Consider the following 17,629-nt stretch of genomic DNA (forward strand, 5'->3'; position numbering starts at 1 on the left):
CCATGACCGTGGAGATCTCGCGCGCCCATAACCCCCTGCGCGATCCCGACGACCGTCGCCTCAACCGCATCGCGGGCCCCAGCGCCCTCGTGATCTTCGGTGTGACCGGCGACCTGTCGCGGAAGAAGCTCATGCCCGCCGTCTACGACCTCGCGAACCGCGGTCTGCTGCCCCCGGGGTTCGCCCTCGTCGGGTTCGCCCGGCGCGACTGGGAGGACCAGGACTTCGCAGAGGTCGTGCACGCCGCCGTCAAACAGCACGCTCGCACACCGTTCCGCGAGGAGACCTGGAAGCAACTGCTGCAGGGCATCCGGTTCGTGTCGGGCGAGTTCGGCGACGCGGATGCGTTCACGCGCCTGCGCGAGACCGTGGAGAAGCTCGACGTCGACCGTGGCACCATGGGCAACCACGCGTTCTACCTGTCGATCCCGCCCAAGGACTTCCCGATCGTCGCGAAGCAGCTGAAAGATTCGGGCCTGGTCGACGAGGACGCTGATGGCGACACCTGGCGCCGCGTCGTGATCGAGAAGCCTTTCGGCAGCGACCTCAAGACGGCACGCGAGCTGAACAAGGCACTCGAGGTCGCCTTCCCCGCCGACTCGATCTTCCGCATCGACCACTACCTCGGCAAGGAGACGGTGCAGAACATCCTCGCGCTGCGCTTCGCGAACGAGCTGTTCGAGCCCCTGTGGAACGCGAACTACGTCGACCACGTCCAGATCACGATGGCCGAGGACATCGGCGTCGGCGGTCGTGCCGGGTACTACGACGGCATCGGGGCGGCGCGGGACGTCATCCAGAATCACCTCCTCCAGCTGCTCGCGCTCACCGCGATGGAGGAGCCGATCTCGATGGAGGCCAACCACCTGCGCGCCGAGAAGGAGAAGGTACTCGCAGCCGTCCAGCTGCCCGAGGACCTCTCGACGGCCACCGCGCGCGGGCAGTACGCCGGCGGATGGCAGGGCGGTGAAGAGGTCACCGGATTCCTCGCCGAGGACGGAATGGACCCGGAGTCGACGACGGAGACCTTCGCCGCCATCAAGGTCGACATCGCGACACGGCGCTGGGCCGGTGTTCCCTTCTACCTCCGCACCGGCAAGCGGCTGGGCCGCCGGGTCACCGAGATCGCGGTCGTGTTCAAGCGTGCCCCGCAGCATCTCTTCCTGCGCAATCAGACCACCGAGCTCGGCCAGAACGCCCTCGTGATCCGTGTCCAGCCAGACGAGGGCGTCACGATCCGCTTCGGCTCGAAGGTCCCGGGCGCCGCGACCGAGGTGCGCGACGTCACCATGGATTTCGGATACGGCCACGCTTTCACCGAGTCGAGCCCCGAGGCATACGAACGACTCATCCTCGACGTCCTCCTCGGCGATCCGCCCCTGTTCCCACGACACGAAGAGGTGGAGCTCTCGTGGCGGATCCTCGATCCCGTGGAGGAGTACTGGGCGAAGCAGGGCGGACCGCTCGAGCAGTACGCCCCCGGCTCCTGGGGTCCCACTTCCGCAGATGAACTGCTGGCCCGCGACGGCCGCGTCTGGAGGCGTCCATGATCGTCGATCTGCCCGACACCACGGTGTCGAAGATCGCCCGCGAGCTCGTCAACGTTCGCGAGGAGGGCGGCGCGGTCGCTCTCGGCCGTGTGCTGACGCTCATCATCGCGACGTCGCACGGGCTCGAGGAGGACGCCATCGAGGCGGCCAACGACGCATCCCGCGAGCACCCCATGCGCGTCATCGTGCTCCTCACGCGTCCCGAGGGGGAATCCAAGCTCGACGCGCAGATCCGCGTGGGCGGCGACGCGGGTGCGAGCGAGGTCGTCATCCTCCGCGCCAGCGGCGGCGCCGCGAGCAACGACGAGGCGCTCATCACGGGTCTGCTCCTGCCCGACGCCCCGGTGGTCGCCTGGTGGCCCGACCATCCCCCGACGGACCCGTCGCAGTCGCCGATCGGCCGTATCGCGCAGCGCCGCATCACGGACGCGTCGACGCTGCCCTACGACAGCGGTCGCCTGGCCGCTCTCGGCTCCGGGTACGCGCCCGGCGATACCGACCTCGCATGGACCCGCCTGACGCACTGGCGCGAACAGCTGGCCGCCGTGCTCGACCAGCCGCCCTACGACCCGGTCACCGAGGTCGAGGTCGTCGGCAGCGGCAGCTCGCCGTCGACCGGCCTGCTCGCAGCCTGGCTCTGCCTGATGCTGGACGTGCCGGTGGACTGGCGGTATGCGCCGAAGGACGAGTGGGAGCACGGTATCCGCAGCGTCCGACTCAAGCGGCCGAGCGGCGACGTCTTCCTCGAGCGCACGACGTCCGTCGATGCGACGCTGACGCAGCCGGGACAGCCCTCGCACGACCTGGTGCTGCCCCGACGCACGCTCCGCGAGTGCTTGGCGGAGGAACTCCGTCGCCTCGGGCCCGACGTGCTCTACGGGCGCGTCATCACCGATGGGTGGGCGCACCTGCACCGCTCCCCCGCCGGGGACGCCTGACATGCCCACCGCTGAGAAGCGCGTCGTGATCAGCCCGGATGCCGACAGCCTGACGGGGTCGGTCGCGGCGCGCTTCCTCGACCGGGTGGCCAAGTGGGGCGCCGACGGTCGAACGGTCCACGTCGGCCTCGCCGGCGGCGTCATCATCGGCGACGTGCTCGACCGCGTCGGCGCCCACCCGGGACGCGACGACGTCGACTGGTCGCGCGTGCACTTCTGGTGGGTCGACGAACGATTCGTGCCGCGCGACAGCGACGAGCGCAACGAGGCCGTCGCCCGTCGTGCCTTCCTCGACACGATCGACGTGCCCGCTGAGAACATCCATCCGATCGCCGCATCCGATGAAGCCGCCGACGCCGAAGCGGCCGCCAGCGCCTACGCGTCGGATCTCGCCGCGGTGGGTGTCGATGGCGCAGCGTGGCCGGTATTCGACATCTGCTTCCTGGGAGTCGGACCCGACGGGCACATCGCCTCGTTGTTCCCCGACCGCGGCGAGATCCGCATCACCGACAGCGCGGTCTCGGCCGTGCACGACTCGCCGAAGCCACCCGCGGACCGCGTGACGCTCACGCGGCCGGTGATCAACGCCTCGAAGCGGGTCTGGATGGTGCTCGCCGGTCCCGACAAGTCCGCCGCGCTGGGCCTCGCGCTCGCCGGGGCGAGCTACCACAGCGTGCCCGCCGCCGGAGCGAAGGGGACCCGTCGAACGATCCTGTTCACCGACGAGGCGACCGCAGCACAGGTGCCGCCGGAGCTGATCGACGACCAGTACTGACGCGCGGACGCTGATAGGAACGAAGAGAGCGGATGCCACGGCATCCGCTCTCTTCGTGTCTGGCGATGTATCGCGTCAGTTCAGGCCGCGACGCTCGCGGAGCTGCTGCAGGGCCTCGTCGAGAAGCTGCTCCGCTTCCTCGTCGGTGCGACGTTCTTTCACGTAGGCCAGGTGCGTCTTGTACGGCTCGGTCTTGGACACGGCGGGCGGGTTCGCCTTGTCGCGACCGGCGGGCAGTCCGGAGTGCGGAGAGTCGATGGTCTCGGGGATCTCCTCCTCGGCGACGCCGGCGGCGAAGTAGCGGACGGTCTCGTTGCCGAGCGCGTCCCAATACGAGACGGCGACACGGTCGGCGTGGTGACCGTGATCCTGCTCCCCCATCGGGCCGGCGCCCACACGGGTGCCGCGGATCGCGTTTCCTCCGGTCGCCATCAGATCACCGTGAACTTCGTGATGAGCCCGAGGGCGACGATCGACAGGAACCATGCGAGCGCGAGCACGATGGTGAAACGATTGAGGTTGCGCTCTGCGAGGCCGGATGAGCCCATCGCGGAGCTCATGCCGCCGCCGAACATGTCGGACAGGCCGCCGCCGCGCCCCTTGTGGAGCAGGATCAGCAACGTCAGGAGCAGGCTGGTGATGCCCAGAAGCACCTGCAGCACGAACTCGAGGATCTGCACGGTGGTCGTCACCTTTCCGGCGATCGTTCCGATCGCACGAGGATCAAGTATATCCAGCACCCGCGCGGGTACGCTTCCGGCCCGGCGACCATGAGATCACCGGGCCGGAAGACGTCACACGCCGACGTGCTTCTGGTAGCGGATGATCGCGGCGAACTCGTCCGCCACGAGGCTCGCCCCGCCGACGAGGGCCCCGTCGACGTCGGGCTCGCGCATGAAGCCCGCGATGTTCGAGGACTTCACGGAGCCGCCGTAGAGGACACGGGTACGCGCAGCCGCGTCGGCGCCGAGCGCCGAGCCGACGACCTCGCGCAGCTTGGCACATACGTCCTGCGCCTGCTGCGGCGTCGCCGCCTGGCCGGAGCCGATGGCCCAGACCGGCTCGTAGGCCACGACGATGTCGGCATCCGAAGGCACGCCCGCCAGGGCGGCCTCGAGCTGCGCGACCGGAACCGCCGACGCCCCGTGCTTCTCGAGGTCCTCCGCGGTCTCGCCGACGCAGATGACGGGGGCGAGTCCGTGACGGAGGGCCGCCTGCACCTTGGCCGCGACGACGTCGTCGGTCTCCGCGTGGTACTCGCGACGCTCGGAGTGCCCGATGATCACGTAGCGGCAGTCGAGCTGCTTCAGGAAGGCACCCGAGATCTCGCCCGTGTAGGCGCCGGAGTCCTTCGTCGACAGGTCCTGCGCCCCGAGGGCGAAGGCGATCTTGTCGGCGTCGAGCAGCGTCTGCACGGTGCGGAGGTCGGTGAAGGGCGGGAAGACCGCCACCTCGACCGAGTCGTCCTCGTGCTTCGCGTCCTTCAGCGTCCAGTGCAGCTTCTGGACGAAGGCGACCGCCTGCAGGTGGTCGAGGTTCATCTTCCAGTTGCCCGCGATGAGGGGCAGACGATTCACGCCCATCCGAGTACCTCCAGACCGGGCAGCTTCTTGCCCTCCAGGAACTCCAGCGACGCCCCGCCGCCGGTCGAGATGTGTCCGAACGCGTCGTCGGCGAAACCGAGCTGACGCACTGCCGCGGCCGAGTCACCGCCGCCGACGACCGACAGGCCGTCGACCTCGGTGAGGGCCTGAGCGACGGTGCGCGTTCCCGCGGCGAACGCCGGCATCTCGAACACGCCCATCGGGCCGTTCCAGAACACCGTGCGGGAGCTGCGGATGGCGTCCGCGAAGAGCTCCGCCGTCTGCGGCCCGATGTCGAGCCCCATGCCGTCGGCACCGAAGGCGGTGTCCTCCAGCGCGTCGGCTGCGGCCACCACATGGTCGGCGTCCGCGGCGAACCCGGAGGCCATCACCGCGTCGACGGGGAGCACGAGCTCGACGCCGCGCTCCTTCGCCGTGGCGATGTAGCCCTTCACCGTCTCGAGCTGATCGCTCTCGAGCAGGCTCTTGCCCACCTTGTGCCCGAGGGCGGCGAGGAAGGTGAACAGCATGCCGCCGCCGACGAGGATTTTGTCGGCACGGGGCAGCAGATGCTCGATCACACCGAGCTTGTCGCTCACCTTCGATCCGCCGAGCACGACCGCGTAGGGTCGCTCCGGGTTCTCGGTCAGGCGATCGAGCACGTCGACCTCCTTCTCGATGAGGAAGCCGGCGGCGGAGGGCAGCAGCTCGGCGAGGTCGTAGACCGACGCCTGCTTCCGGTGCACGACGCCGAAGCCGTCCGAGACGAGCACGTCGCCCAGGGCGGCGAGCTGCTCCGCGAAGGCACGGCGCTCAGCCTCGTCCTTCGCGGTCTCGCCGGCGTTGAAGCGGAGGTTCTCGATCACCGCGACGTCGCCGTCGCCGAGCGACGAGACGACCTGCTGAGCCGACTCGCCGACGGTGTCGCCGGCGAAGGCGACGGGCTTGCCGAGCAGCTCGGAGAGCCGCTGCGCGACGGGCTCGAGCGAGTACTTCGGATCGGGGGAACCGTCGGGGCGGCCCAGGTGCGAGCACGCGATGACGCGCGCGCCCTGCCCGATGAGATGGTCGATGGTGGGCAGCGCCGCACGCACACGGCCATCGTCCGTGATGACTCCGTCCTTCAGGGGGACGTTGAAGTCAACACGGACGATGACGCGCTTGCCTGCGAGCGGGCCCAGCGAATCGAGGGTTCGCAGAGCCATGGACGTCAGAGCTTGCTGGCGACGAGCTCGGTGAGGTCGACGAGGCGGTTGGAGTAACCCCACTCGTTGTCGTACCAGCCGACGACCTTGACCTGGTTGCCGATCACGCGGGTCAGGCCGGCGTCGAAGATGCAGGAGTGGTCGTCGGTGACGATGTCGCTCGAGACGATCTCGTCCTCGGTGTACTTCAGGATGCCCTTGAGCGGACCCTCGGCAGCAGCCTTGTACGCCGCCTTGATCTCGTCGACGGTGACCTCGCGCTCGAGCTCGACCGTGAGGTCGGTGGCCGAACCGGTGGGAACGGGCACACGGAGGGCGAAGCCGTCGAGCTTGCCCTTCAGCTCGGGGAGCACCAGGCCGATGGCCTTGGCGGCACCGGTCGACGTGGGGACGATGTTGAGGGCGGCGGCACGGGCGCGACGGAGATCGCTGTGCGGGCCGTCCTGGAGGTTCTGGTCCGCCGTGTACGCGTGGACCGTGGTCATGAGGCCCTTGACGATGCCGAACTCGTCGTTCAGGACCTTGGCCAGGGGCGCAAGGCAGTTCGTGGTGCACGACGCGTTCGAGATGATGTTGTGGTTCTCGGGGTCGTACTGGTCCTCGTTGGCGCCGATGACGAAGGTGCCGTCCTCGCCCGAGGCGGGTGCCGAGATGAGGACCTTCTTCGCACCGCCGGCGATGTGCTTGCCGGCGTCGGCGGCCTTGGTGAAGCGGCCGGTCGACTCGATGACGATGTCGACGCCCAGCTCGCCCCAGGGCAGGTTGGCGGGGTCGCGCTCTTCGAAGACCTTGATGGTCTTGCCGCCGACCGTGATCGAGTCCTCCGAGTACGTGACCTCGGCGTCCAGGCGACCCAGGATCGAGTCGTACTTGAGCAGGTGGGCGAGGGTCTTGTTGTCGGTGAGGTCGTTCACCGCCACGATCTCGAGGTCCGCGCCCTGAGCGAGGGCGGCGCGGAGGTAGTTGCGTCCGATGCGGCCGAAGCCGTTGATGCCGATCTTGACAGACACGATGTCTCCCGTTTCTCGTCGCGCCGGAAAACCCCGTGATGGCTGACCGAGACGCGATCTGGTGAAAAAGAAGAGGATGCCGGGTTCGGCTCCCGTTGCCGGGAGGAGCCCGGCATCCTCACCTGTTTATGACCCTACTACGCGAGCAGGCCGGCCGTCTTCTCGCGCGCCGTCACAAAGCGCTCGGCGACGTTCTGCCAGTTGGCGATGTTCCAGGCCGCCTTGACGTAGTCGGCCTTGACGTTCAGGTAGTCGAGGTAGAAGGCGTGCTCCCACATGTCGAGCTGGAAGATGGGGACGGTGCCCTGAGCGGTGTTCGACTGCTGGTCGAACAGCTGCTGGATGATGAGCTGCGCACCGATCGGGTCCCAGCTGAGGACGGCCCAGCCCGAGCCCTGGATGCCGGTCGCGGCCGCCGTGAAGTGCGCCTGGAACTTGTCGAAACCGCCGAAGAACTCGTCGATCGCCGAGCGGAGCTCGCCCTCGGGCTCGCCACCGCCCTCGGGCGAGAGGTTCGTCCAGAAGATCGAGTGGTTGACGTGGCCGCCGAGGTTGAACGCGAGGTCCTTCTCCAGCTTGTTCACGTTCGCCAGGTTGCCGGTCTCGCGCGCCTCGGCCAGCTGCTCGAGGGCGGTGTTGGCTCCGGTGACGTAGGCCTGGTGATGCTTGGAGTGGTGCAGCTCCATGATCTTGCCGCTGATGTGCGGCTCGAGGGCCGCATAGTCGTAAGGAAGCTCGGGAAGGGTGTACTTCGGCATTCTCTATCTCCTGTCAGCACCGCGCGGTGCGCGGCTCGTGCTGTCGACGGCGCGCGACCGCGCGCCTCGTGGACGATCTCATCCTATTGAGAGGCAACGCCGCGCACACCCCGTTGCTTCCCGTTCGGAACGCGGTGTAACAGTGCCTCAGTCGGCCAGGCCGGCGGGGACCGCGGACTCGGTGTCGGGCAGCCCTTCGGCAGCGGCCTTCTTGTCGGCCATCGCGAGGAGACGACGGATGCGGCCGGCGACGGCGTCCTTCGTCAGGGGCGGGTCGGCGTGGTGGCCGAGCTCGTCGAGACTCGCGTCGCGGTGCGCCAGACGCAGGTCGCCGGCCTGCTTGAGGTGTCCCGGCACCTCGTCTCCGAGGATCTCGAGGGCTCGCTCGACGCGGGCGCAGGCGGCGACGGCGGCCTGCGCCGAGCGGCGGAGGTTCGCGTCGTCGAAGTTGACCAGGCGGTTGACGCCGGCGCGGACCTCGCGCCGCTGGCGCATCTGGTCCCACGTGTCGGCCGTGCGGGTCGCCCCCATCTCGGCGAGGGTCTGACGGATGGCCTCGCCGTCGCGCACGACGACGCGCGGGATGCCCCGGACCTCGCGGGCCTTCGCCGCGATGCCGAGGCGGTGCGCGGCGCCGACGAGCGCCATCGCCGCTTCGGGCGACGGGCAGGAGATCTCGAGGGCTGCGGAGCGGCCGGGGTCGGAGAGCGAGCCGGCGGCCAGGAACGCGCCACGCCAGAGAGCGGCCAGGTCGGGACGGGAGCCGGTCGTCAGGCGGTTGGGCAGCCCGCGAACCGGCCGACGGCGCTGGTCGAGCAGCCCCGTCTGGCGGGCGAGGGTCTCGCCGCCTTCGCGGACGCGGACGGCGAACGTGGCGCCGTCACGGCCTCCGGAGGCCTGGATGCGGGCGAGCTCCGGCCGGACACCGTAGATCTCGACGAGCTCGCGCGCGACGCGGCGAGCGAGGATCTCGGAGTCGACCTCCGCCTCGACGGCGACGCGGCCAGCGATCGAGTGCAGACCGCCGGCGAACCGCAGGATCGCGGTCACTTCGGCGACGCGGGCAGCGGGGCGGGGGTCGCGCATTGCAGCCAACTCGGTCTTGACGTCAGCGGTCAGCGGCACGGCGCTCCTTCGGGAGAGGTTCGGGGGGACGAAGGAACAGCCTACTCGCGACCGAGGTCGCGATGCTTGAGTCGCACCGCCACACCCGGGAGGGCCGACAGCCGTCGGGCGAGCTCCCGGGCGGTCACGACCGACCGGTGCTTGCCGCCCGTGCACCCCACCGCGACGACCGAGTGGCGCTTGTTCTCCTCCTGGTACCCCCGCAGCACGGGGGCCAGCGCCGCCGCGTAGGCGTCGATGAACTCGCGCGCGTTCTCGTGCGAGAGCACCTCTTCGCGCACGGCCTCGTCCTCGCCCGTGAGCGGCTTGAGCTCGGGATTCCAGAACGGGTTCGGCAGGAAGCGCATGTCGGCGACGAGGTCGGCGTCGGGTGGCAGACCGTACTTGAAACCGAAGCTCATGACGGTCACGGTGTGCCGAGCGGCGCCGTCGTCGGTGAACAGGTCGGCGATGTAGGTCGCCAGCTGGTGGATGTTGTCGCGCGAGGTGTCGACGATGACATCGGCGCTCTCACGGATGGGCGCCAGGCGTTCGCGCTCGCGGCGGATGCCGTCGACGAGCGTTCCGTCGCCCTGGAGCGGGTGCGGGCGCCGCACCGCTTCGAAGCGGCGTACGAGCACCTCGTCGGCCGCGTCGAGGAAGAGCACCCGGAGGGCGCGTCCGTGGCGCAGCGCGCGCGTGATGTCGGGAAGCGCGGCGAACAGGTCGCCGCCGCGGACGTCGACCACGGCCGCGACTCGCGGCAGTGCGTTGCCCGCCAGCTCGCTGAGTTCGAGCAGTGGCCGCAGCATCTGCGGCGGCAGGTTGTCGACGACGTACCAGCCGAGGTCCTCGAGCGCGTTGGCCGCCGTCGTGCGGCCGGCGCCGGACATGCCGGTCACGATGAGAATCTCGCCCGCCGGTACCTCGTCGGTCACCGTCATCACCCCTGTCGTCCGCTGGGATCCACCCTATCCGTCCGCGAGGTGGCGATGGATCGCTTGGGCCAGCCGCGGCCCGATGCCGGGCAGCTCCTGGATCTCGTCGGGAGTCGCCTGCTTCAGCTTCGACACCGAGCCGAAGTGACGCAGCAGCGCCTTGATGCGGGAGGCTCCCAGCCCGGGGACCTCCGAGAGCACCGACGTGATGTCGCGCTTGCGGCGCTTGCGCTGATGGACGATCGCGAACCGGTGAGCCTCGTCGCGCAGCCGCTGCAGCAGGTAGAGCGACTCGGAGGTGCGGGGAAGGATGACCGGGTACTCCTCCCCCGGCAACCAGATCTCCTCGAGCCGTTTGGCGATGCCGCAGAGCGCGATCTCGCTGTGGCCCGCGTCGGCCAGCGCGCGCGCCGCCGCCTCGACCTGCGGCTTGCCGCCGTCGACGACGAGCAGCTGCGGTCTGTAGGCGAACCGCGGACGCTTGCGGGCGGTGACCACCTCGCCGTCCGCCGTCGCGTCGGGCAGGGGCTCATCGTCGTCGTCGGGGCGATCGAGGTAGGCGAGGCGTCTCGTGAGCACCTGGTACATCGAGTCGGTGTCGTCGGTCGTCTCGCCGACGCCGAAGATGCGGTACTGGTCCTTTCGCGGCAGCCCGTCCTCGAAGACGACGAGCGACGCGACGACGTTCGTGCCGGAGAGGTGCGAGACGTCGTAGCACTCGATGCGCAGCGGCGCCTCCTCGAGACCCAGCGCCTCTTGTAGGTCGGTCAACGCCTGGCTCCGCGCGACGTAGTCGCTCGTGCGACGGGTCTTGTGGAGCATCAGCGCCTGCTGCGCGTTGATGCTGGCGGTCCTCATCAGGTCGGCCTTGCGTCCGCGCTGCGCCACCTGGACCGTGACCCGCTTGCCGCGCCTGTCCTGCAGCCACTGCTCGAGCTGGCCGGTATCGCCCGGCAGCGTGGGGACGAAGACGTGACGCGGGATGTCACCGGCGGCGGCATCCCCGTATGTGCGCTGCAGCACCTGATCGACCAGGTCGGCGCCGGAGATGTCGATCTCCTTCTCGATCGTCGTCGCACGGACACCGCGGATGCGCCCGCCGCGCACGACGAAATGCTGCACGGCGGCGGCGAGCTCGTCCTCGGCGATCCCGAAGAGATCGGCGTCCATGTCGTCCTCGAGCACCAGTGCGCTCTTGTTCAGCACGGCGTCGATCGCCTGCAACCGGTCGCGGTAGACCGCGGCGGATTCGTAGTCCATCGCCGCAGCGGCCTCGCGCATGCGCGCGGTGAGGTCGCGGGCGAACCGCTGATCGCCGCCCGACATGAACGCGACGAAGTCGTCGACCATCGCGCGGTGCTCGTCGATCGTGACCTTCATCGAGCAGGGCCCGCCGCATCGGCCGATCTGACCGGGGAAGCACGGGCGTCCCGAGGCCATCGCCTTCTTGTACGACGAGTCGCTGCAGGTGCGGATCGGGAAGACCTTGATCATCAGGTCGATCGTCTCGTGGACCGCCCAGACCTTCGGATACGGGCCGAAGTACTTCGCGCCGGGGATCCGCCGGTTGCGGGTGACGATGACGCGCGGCGCCTCGTCACCGAGGGTGATGGCCATGAACGGGTAGGACTTGTCGTCGCGGTACCGCACGTTGAACGGCGGATCGAACTCCTTGATCCACATGTACTCCAACTGGAGCGAGTCGACGTCTGTGGCGACGACCGTCCACTCGACGGAGGCTGCGGTCGTGACCATCCGACGCGTTCGCTCGTGGAGGGTGTGGAGGGGCGCGAAGTAGTTCGACAGGCGCGCCCGCAGGTTCTTGGCTTTGCCGACGTAGAGGACCCGGCCCTCGGCGTCGCGGAAACGGTACACACCGGGATCGGTGGGGATCTCCCCCGCCTTCGGCCGGTAGGGCAGGACGTTGGCCACGTCAGCCCGCCTTGCGCGCCGCCGGGGCCCCCAGGATCTCGGCGAGGAACTGACCCGTGTGGCTCTCAGCGACGCCCGCGACCTGTTCGGGGGTGCCCGTCGCGACGATCGTGCCACCGCCGGCACCGCCCTCGGGACCGAGGTCGATGACCCAGTCCGAGGCCTTGATGACGTCGAGGTTGTGCTCGATCGTGATGACGGTGTTGCCCTTGTCGACGAGGCCGTTGAGCACCTCGAGGAGCTTGCGGACGTCTTCGAAGTGCAGACCCGTCGTCGGCTCGTCGAGGACGTAGACGCTGCGACCGTTCGAGCGGCGCTGCAGCTCGGTCGCGAGCTTCACCCGCTGCGCCTCGCCGCCGGAGAGCGTCGTGGCCGACTGTCCGAGACGCACGTAGCCGAGTCCGACGTCGACGAGGGTGCGGAGGTACCGGTGGATCGCCTGGATCGGCTCGAAGAAGTCGGCGGCCTCCGAGATGGGCATCTCGAGGACCTCTGCGATGTTCTTGCCCTTGTAGTGCACGGCGAGCGTGTCGCGGTTGTACCGCTTGCCGTGGCACACCTCGCAGTCGACGTAGACGTCGGGAAGGAAGTTCATCTCGATCTTCAGCGTTCCGTCACCGGAGCACGCCTCGCACCGGCCTCCCTTGACGTTGAACGAGAACCGGCCGGGAAGGTAGCCGCGGACCTTGGCCTCGGGCGTCTCGCTGAACAGGGTGCGGATGCGGTCGAAGACGCCGGTGTACGTCGCGGGGTTCGATCGCGGCGTGCGCCCGATCGGGGCCTGATCGACGTGCACGACCTTGTCGAGGTTGTCGAGGCCGGTGACGCGGGTGTGCTTGCCCGCGACGCGTCGGGCGCCGTTGAGCCGGGTCGCGAGGACCTCGTAGAGGATGCCGTTGACGAGGGTCGACTTGCCGGATCCGCTCACTCCGGTGACGGAGGTCAGCACGCCGAGGGGGAACTCGGCCGTGACGTTCTGCAGATTGTTGGCACGGGCGCCCACGACCGTCAGCATCCGCTTCTTGTCGATCTTGCGACGCTTGGCCGGGGTCTCGAGCGATCGGCGCCCCGAGAGGTAGTCACCGGTCATCGATTCCTCGTCGGCGAGGAGCGCGTCGTACGGTCCGGAGTGGACGACGTTCCCGCCCTCGACGCCGGCGCGGGGTCCGATGTCGACGACCCAGTCGGCCGCGGCGATGGTCTCCTCGTCGTGCTCCACGACGATGAGGGTGTTGCCGAGGTTCTTGAGCTTCACGAGCGTGTCGATGAGCCTGCGGTTGTCGCGCTGGTGCAGACCGATGGACGGCTCGTCGAGCACGTAGAGCACGCCGGTGAGGCCCGATCCGATCTGCGTCGCCAAGCGGATGCGCTGTGCCTCGCCGCCCGACAGCGAACCCGCCGCGCGACCGAGACTGAGGTAGTTGAGGCCGACCTCGATGAGGAAGTCGAGCCGGGCGCGGATCTCGCGCAGCACGGCAGCGGCGATCTTGGCCTCGCGCTCGGTGAGCTCGAGCTGGTTGAAGTACGCCTGGGCGTCGGCGAGGCTCAGGCGCGCGACGTCGGCGATGGAGTGCTCGTGCACGAGTACCGCGAGCACCTCGGGCTTGAGGCGGTCGCCGTCACAGGCGGGACACGGCACCTCGCGCAGATACTCCGACCACCGCTGACGCTGCGTGTCGGTCTCGGCCTGGAGGTATTGGCGCTCGATGTACGGGATCACGCCCTCGAACCCGGAGGCGTAGCGCATCTCGCGCCCGTAGCGGTTCTTCCACTTCACCGTCACCTTGTAGTTCTCGCCGCGCAGCACCGCGTCCTGAACGTCGGCGGGAAGCTTGCGCCACGGGGTCTTCAACGAGAACTTGAGGTCGGACGCGAGACCCTCGAGCAGCCGCTCGTAGTACTGGAAGAGACCCTTGCCCTGCGTGGTCCAGGGCAGCAGCACGCCCTCGGCGATCGACAGGTCTTCGTCTCCGAGCATCAGCTCGGCGTCGACCGACATCCGCGTGCCGAGACCGGAGCAGGTCGGGCAGGCGCCGAAGGGCGCGTTGAACGAGAACGTGCGCGGCTCGATCTCGGTGAGCTGGATCGCATGCCCGTTCGGGCAGGCGAGCTTCTCACTGAAGCTCTGCCACGCGTCGTCACCCTCTTCATCGACGAAGTTGACCTGGATGACGCCGCCCGCGAGCGTCAGCGCGGTCTCGACCGAGTCGGTGACGCGTCCGAGGAGGTCGGGACCCGCCACGAGGCGGTCGACGACGACGGCGATGTCGTGCTTGTAGCTCTTCTTCAGCGTCGGCGGCTCGGCCAGGGAGATGACGTCGCCGTCGACGACGGCGCGCGCGTAACCCTTGGCGCTGAGCTCCTTGAAGAGGTCGACGAACTCGCCCTTCTTCTGCGTGATGACGGGGGCGACGACCTGATACCGGGTGCGCTCGGGGAGCTCCATCAGCTGATCGGCGATCTGCTGCACCGTCTGCCGCTGGATGCGTTCGCCGCACTCCGGGCAGTGGGGCACGCCGATGCGCGCCCAGAGCAGGCGCATGTAGTCATGGATCTCGGTGATCGTGCCGACCGTCGATCGCGGGTTGCGGTTGGTCGACTTCTGGTCGATCGACACGGCGGGGCTGAGCCCCTCGATGAAGTCGACGTCGGGACGGTCGACCTGCCCGAGGAACTGACGCGCGTACGCGCTCAGCGATTCGACGTAACGGCGCTGCCCTTCGGCGAAGATCGTGTCGAAGGCGAGACTCGACTTGCCGGAGCCGGAGAGGCCGGTGAAGACGACGAGACTGTCGCGCGGGATGTCGAGGTCCACGCCCTTGAGGTTGTGGACGCGGGCACCGCGGACGCTGAGTTTCGAAGAGGAAGCGACGGGGACGATGGGCACCGCACAAGTCTAGGTGGGGCCTCCGACACGGGCTCCGGGGTTCGCCCTCGGCTCACCCATGCGCTAGGGCGCGCCCGGGGATCACCGCGAGCGCCGGCCCGCGAAGGGCGCGAGGCCGTCGCGCAGAGTCGTGACCTCGTCGACGGTCATGCCGACCGCCGCCATGACCTGCTCCGGGACACGCAGCGCACGCGAACGCAGCACTCTCCCCTCGTCCGTCAGCCCGATCTCGAGCACCCGCTCGTCGCCCGCACGCCGCCCGCGCGTCACGAGCCCCTGGGTCTCGAGTCGCTTGACCAGCGGCGACAGGGTCGCCGGCTCCATGGCCAGGTCGGCAGCGAGCTCGCCGAGCGCCAGCGGCGACGTCTCCCAGAGCGCGAGCATCACGAGGTACTGCGGATGCGTGAGGCCGAGCGGCTCCAGAATGGGCCGGTAGACGGCCACCACGTTCCGCGCGGCGGTGACCAGGGCGAAGCAGAGCTGGTTGTCGAGCTTGAGCAGGTCATCGGCGGATTGCACGCTCGAATCCTACATGCACTAATCGTTAGTACACTCATGATCATGACCGAGCATGACCGCCGCCCCTCCCTCAGCACGCGCGTCCGCGAGGCGGGCGGGTGGTACGCCTACCTCAACGCGCGGCTCATCCGCGCCGCTGGTCCCGCGTCGGTCGGCCCCTACGAGTCCGAGCCGGAGCCGGAACGCACGGGGCGCGCATGCCCGCTGTGCGGGCACCCCATGACGGAACACGAAGTCGACCGCTCCGGCCCCAAACCTCTGCTGCACTGCCCGCGCTGACCGCGAGCGGAGATGACCGGCGGTGCCGGGTCAGGCGTGCCCGGCCCGTTCCATCGCCCGCAGCTCCTTCTTCAGGTCCTGCACCTCGTCGCGCAGTCGCCCGGCGAGCTCGAACTTCAGCTCGGCCGCAGCGGCGAGCATCTGCTGCGAGAGATCCTCGATCGTCGACTCCAGCTGCTGCGCGCCTTCGGCCGCGATCCCTTCACGACGCAGCTGGGGCGTCGGGCTCTTGCCCTTCCCCGACTTGTTCCGCGCGGTGGCCTTGCCGTTCAACAGGTCGCGCGTATCCGACGCCTCGCGGGCGAGTGCGTCGGTGATGTCGGCGATCTTCTTACGCAGCGGCTGCGGGTCGATCCCGTTCTCGAGGTTGTAGGCGATCTGCTTCTCGCGACGTCGCTCCGTCTCGTCGATCGCCGCGGCCATCGAGTCGGTGATCTTGTCGGCGTACATGTGCACCTGCCCTGACACGTTTCGCGCAGCGCGCCCGATCGTCTGGATCAGCGAGGTGCCCGAGCGCAGGAACCCTTCCTTGTCGGCATCGAGGATCGCCACCAGCGACACCTCGGGAAGGTCGAGTCCCTCGCGCAGCAGGTTGATGCCGACGAGGACGTCGTAAGCGCCCTGCCGCAGCTCGGTGAGCAGCTCGACACGGCGCAGGGTGTCGACGTCGGAGTGCAGGTATCGCACCCGGACGCCGTGCTCGCCGAGGAAGTCGGTGAGCTCCTCGGCCATCTTCTTCGTCAGGGTCGTGACGAGGACGCGCTCGTCGCGCTCGACGCGCAGCCGGATCTCCTCGAGGAGGTCGTCGATCTGCCCCTTCGACGGCTTGATGATGATCTCGGGATCGATCAGACCGGTCGGGCGGATGATCTGCTCGACCACGCCGTCGGCGATCCCCATCTCGTAGCGGCCCGGCGTCGCCGAGAGGTAGACGGTCTGCCCGACGCGCTCCTTGAACTCGTCGAACCGCAGCGGACGGTTGTCCATCGCGCTCGGCAGACGGAACCCGTGGTCGACGAGGGTGCGCTTGCGCGACGCATCGCCTTCGTACATGGCCCCGATCTGCGGCACCGTCACGTGCGACTCGTCGATCACGAGCAGGAAGTCGTCGGGGAAGAAGTCGAGCAGCGTGTGCGGCGGGTCGCCGGGCGAACGGCCATCGAGATGGCGGGAGTAGTTCTCGATGCCCGAGCAGAATCCGAGCTGCTGCAGCATCTCGAGATCGAAGGTCGTACGCATGCGCAGGCGCTGCGCCTCGAGCAGCTTGCCCTGGCTTTCGAACTCCTTCAGCCGCTCGCCCAGCTCGTGCTCGATCGTGCCGATGGCTCGCTGGACCGTCTCGGTGCCGGCGACGTAGTGCGAGGCCGGGAACACCGGCACGCTGTCCATCTTCTGCACGATGTCGCCCGTGAGCGGGTGCAGCATGTACAGCGCTTCGATCTCGTCGCCGAAGAGCTCGATGCGGATCGCATACTCCTCATAGACGGGGATGATCTCGATCGTGTCGCCGCGCACGCGGAAGTTGCCGCGTGAGAAATCGACGTCGTTGCGGTTGTACTGCATCGCGATGAACTTGCGGATGAGGGCGTCGCGGTCGTACCGCTCCCCCACCTGCAGGGCGACCATCGCGCGCAGGTACTCCTCGGGCGCACCGAGGCCGTAGATGCACGAGACGGTGCTGACCACCACCACGTCGCGTCGGCTCAGCAGCGAGTTGGTCGTCGAATGCCGCAACCGCTCGACCTCGGCGTTGATCGACGAGTCCTTCTCGATGAACGTATCGGTCTGGGGCACGTAGGCCTCGGGCTGGTAGTAGTCGTAGTAGCTGACGAAGTACTCGACGGCGTTGTTGGGCATGAGGTCGCGGAACTCGTTCGCCAGCTGCGCCGCGAGCGTCTTGTTGTGCGCCATCACGAGCGTGGGGCGCTGCACCTGTTCGATGAGCCAGGCCGTCGTCGCCGACTTGCCGGTACCGGTGGCGCCGAGGAGGACGACATCCGTCTCACCGGCGTTGATCCTGCCCGCGAGATCGGCGATCGCCTGGGGCTGGTCACCGCTCGGAACGTATTCGCTGACGACCTCGAAGGGTCGCACGGAGCGCGTCGTCTGCATGCTCCCAGCGTAGGCCGGGGCTCCGACACGCGGCCGGGT

Annotated in this window: 16 protein-coding genes; 4 read left to right on the forward strand and 12 right to left on the reverse strand. The window is 68.7% G+C overall.

Going from position 1 to position 17,629, the window contains the following annotated elements:
- Positions 1–2: 2 nt before the first annotated feature.
- From zwf to pgl, 3 genes are read left to right on the forward strand one after another with little or no spacing between them, the layout of a single operon-like run.
- Positions 3–1,550 (forward strand): glucose-6-phosphate dehydrogenase, encoded by a 1,548-nt coding sequence (gene zwf / locus BLT21_RS03650; protein ID WP_091499437.1) that lies wholly within the window; start codon positions 3–5, stop codon positions 1,548–1,550.
- Positions 1,547–2,488 (forward strand): glucose-6-phosphate dehydrogenase assembly protein OpcA, encoded by a 942-nt coding sequence (locus tag BLT21_RS03655; protein ID WP_091499440.1) that lies wholly within the window; start codon positions 1,547–1,549, stop codon positions 2,486–2,488. Before zwf ends, BLT21_RS03655 begins: the two co-directional genes overlap by 4 nt.
- A 1-nt stretch (position 2,489) precedes the next feature.
- Positions 2,490–3,263 carry a 6-phosphogluconolactonase gene (gene pgl, locus BLT21_RS03660; protein WP_091499442.1) on the forward strand — a complete coding sequence of 258 codons (774 nt, stop codon included), beginning with the start codon at positions 2,490–2,492 and terminating at the stop codon, positions 3,261–3,263.
- A gap of 75 nt (positions 3,264–3,338) precedes the next feature.
- On the opposite strand, the gene BLT21_RS03665 is transcribed toward pgl, so the two are convergent.
- The 11 genes from BLT21_RS03665 to BLT21_RS03715 form a co-directional block, all read right to left on the reverse strand.
- The gene (locus BLT21_RS03665; protein WP_091499445.1) at positions 3,339–3,695 is read right to left on the reverse strand and encodes an RNA polymerase-binding protein RbpA; all 357 of its coding nucleotides are present in this window, start codon (positions 3,693–3,695) and stop codon (positions 3,339–3,341) included.
- Entirely contained in the window at positions 3,695–3,943 is a 249-nt protein-coding gene (gene secG / locus BLT21_RS03670) for a preprotein translocase subunit SecG (RefSeq protein WP_091500670.1), read from the reverse strand. Before secG ends, BLT21_RS03665 begins: the two co-directional genes overlap by 1 nt.
- Before the next feature lie 114 nt (positions 3,944–4,057).
- Entirely contained in the window at positions 4,058–4,846 is a 789-nt protein-coding gene (gene tpiA, locus BLT21_RS03675) for a triose-phosphate isomerase (RefSeq protein WP_091499447.1), read from the reverse strand.
- Complete coding sequence (gene pgk / locus BLT21_RS03680) at positions 4,837–6,051, reverse strand: phosphoglycerate kinase (protein ID WP_091499450.1); 1,215 nt, start codon at positions 6,049–6,051, stop codon at positions 4,837–4,839. Before pgk ends, tpiA begins: the two co-directional genes overlap by 10 nt.
- A 5-nt stretch (positions 6,052–6,056) precedes the next feature.
- A complete protein-coding gene (gap, locus tag BLT21_RS03685) occupies positions 6,057–7,061 on the reverse strand; it encodes a type I glyceraldehyde-3-phosphate dehydrogenase (RefSeq protein WP_091499453.1) in 1,005 nt (334 codons plus the stop codon).
- Positions 7,062–7,198: 137 nt separating this feature from the next.
- Entirely contained in the window at positions 7,199–7,819 is a 621-nt protein-coding gene (locus tag BLT21_RS03690; RefSeq protein WP_091499456.1) for a superoxide dismutase, read from the reverse strand.
- A 147-nt stretch (positions 7,820–7,966) separates the two neighbouring features.
- Positions 7,967–8,944 (reverse strand): DNA-binding protein WhiA, encoded by a 978-nt coding sequence (gene whiA / locus BLT21_RS03695; protein WP_091499459.1) that lies wholly within the window; start codon positions 8,942–8,944, stop codon positions 7,967–7,969.
- 41 nt (positions 8,945–8,985) lie between these two features.
- Entirely contained in the window at positions 8,986–9,861 is an 876-nt protein-coding gene (gene rapZ / locus BLT21_RS03700; RefSeq protein WP_371113417.1) for an RNase adapter RapZ, read from the reverse strand.
- Positions 9,862–9,894: 33 nt separating this feature from the next.
- Entirely contained in the window at positions 9,895–11,793 is a 1,899-nt protein-coding gene (uvrC, locus tag BLT21_RS03705) for an excinuclease ABC subunit UvrC (protein WP_091499465.1), read from the reverse strand.
- Between the two features lies 1 nt (position 11,794).
- Positions 11,795–14,680 carry an excinuclease ABC subunit UvrA gene (uvrA, locus tag BLT21_RS03710; protein ID WP_091499468.1) on the reverse strand — a complete coding sequence of 962 codons (2,886 nt, stop codon included), beginning with the start codon at positions 14,678–14,680 and terminating at the stop codon, positions 11,795–11,797.
- 81 nt (positions 14,681–14,761) lie between these two features.
- Positions 14,762–15,199 carry a MarR family winged helix-turn-helix transcriptional regulator gene (locus BLT21_RS03715; protein WP_091499471.1) on the reverse strand — a complete coding sequence of 146 codons (438 nt, stop codon included), beginning with the start codon at positions 15,197–15,199 and terminating at the stop codon, positions 14,762–14,764.
- Between the two features lie 42 nt (positions 15,200–15,241).
- On the opposite strand from BLT21_RS03715, the gene BLT21_RS03720 reads away from it, so the two are divergent.
- On the forward strand, positions 15,242–15,478 hold the full coding sequence (locus BLT21_RS03720; protein WP_176786801.1) for a hypothetical protein: 237 nt from the start codon (positions 15,242–15,244) through the stop codon (positions 15,476–15,478).
- Positions 15,479–15,508: 30 nt separating this feature from the next.
- Here the strand turns inward: BLT21_RS03720 and uvrB are convergent, their stop codons facing one another.
- Positions 15,509–17,590, reverse strand: coding sequence for an excinuclease ABC subunit UvrB (gene uvrB / locus BLT21_RS03725; protein WP_091499476.1), 2,082 nt, complete (start codon positions 17,588–17,590; stop codon positions 15,509–15,511).
- Positions 17,591–17,629: the final 39 nt, after the last annotated feature.

The organism is Microbacterium sp. cf332 (genome assembly GCF_900102175.1).
Taxonomy (GTDB): Bacteria; Actinomycetota; Actinomycetes; order Actinomycetales; family Microbacteriaceae; genus Microbacterium.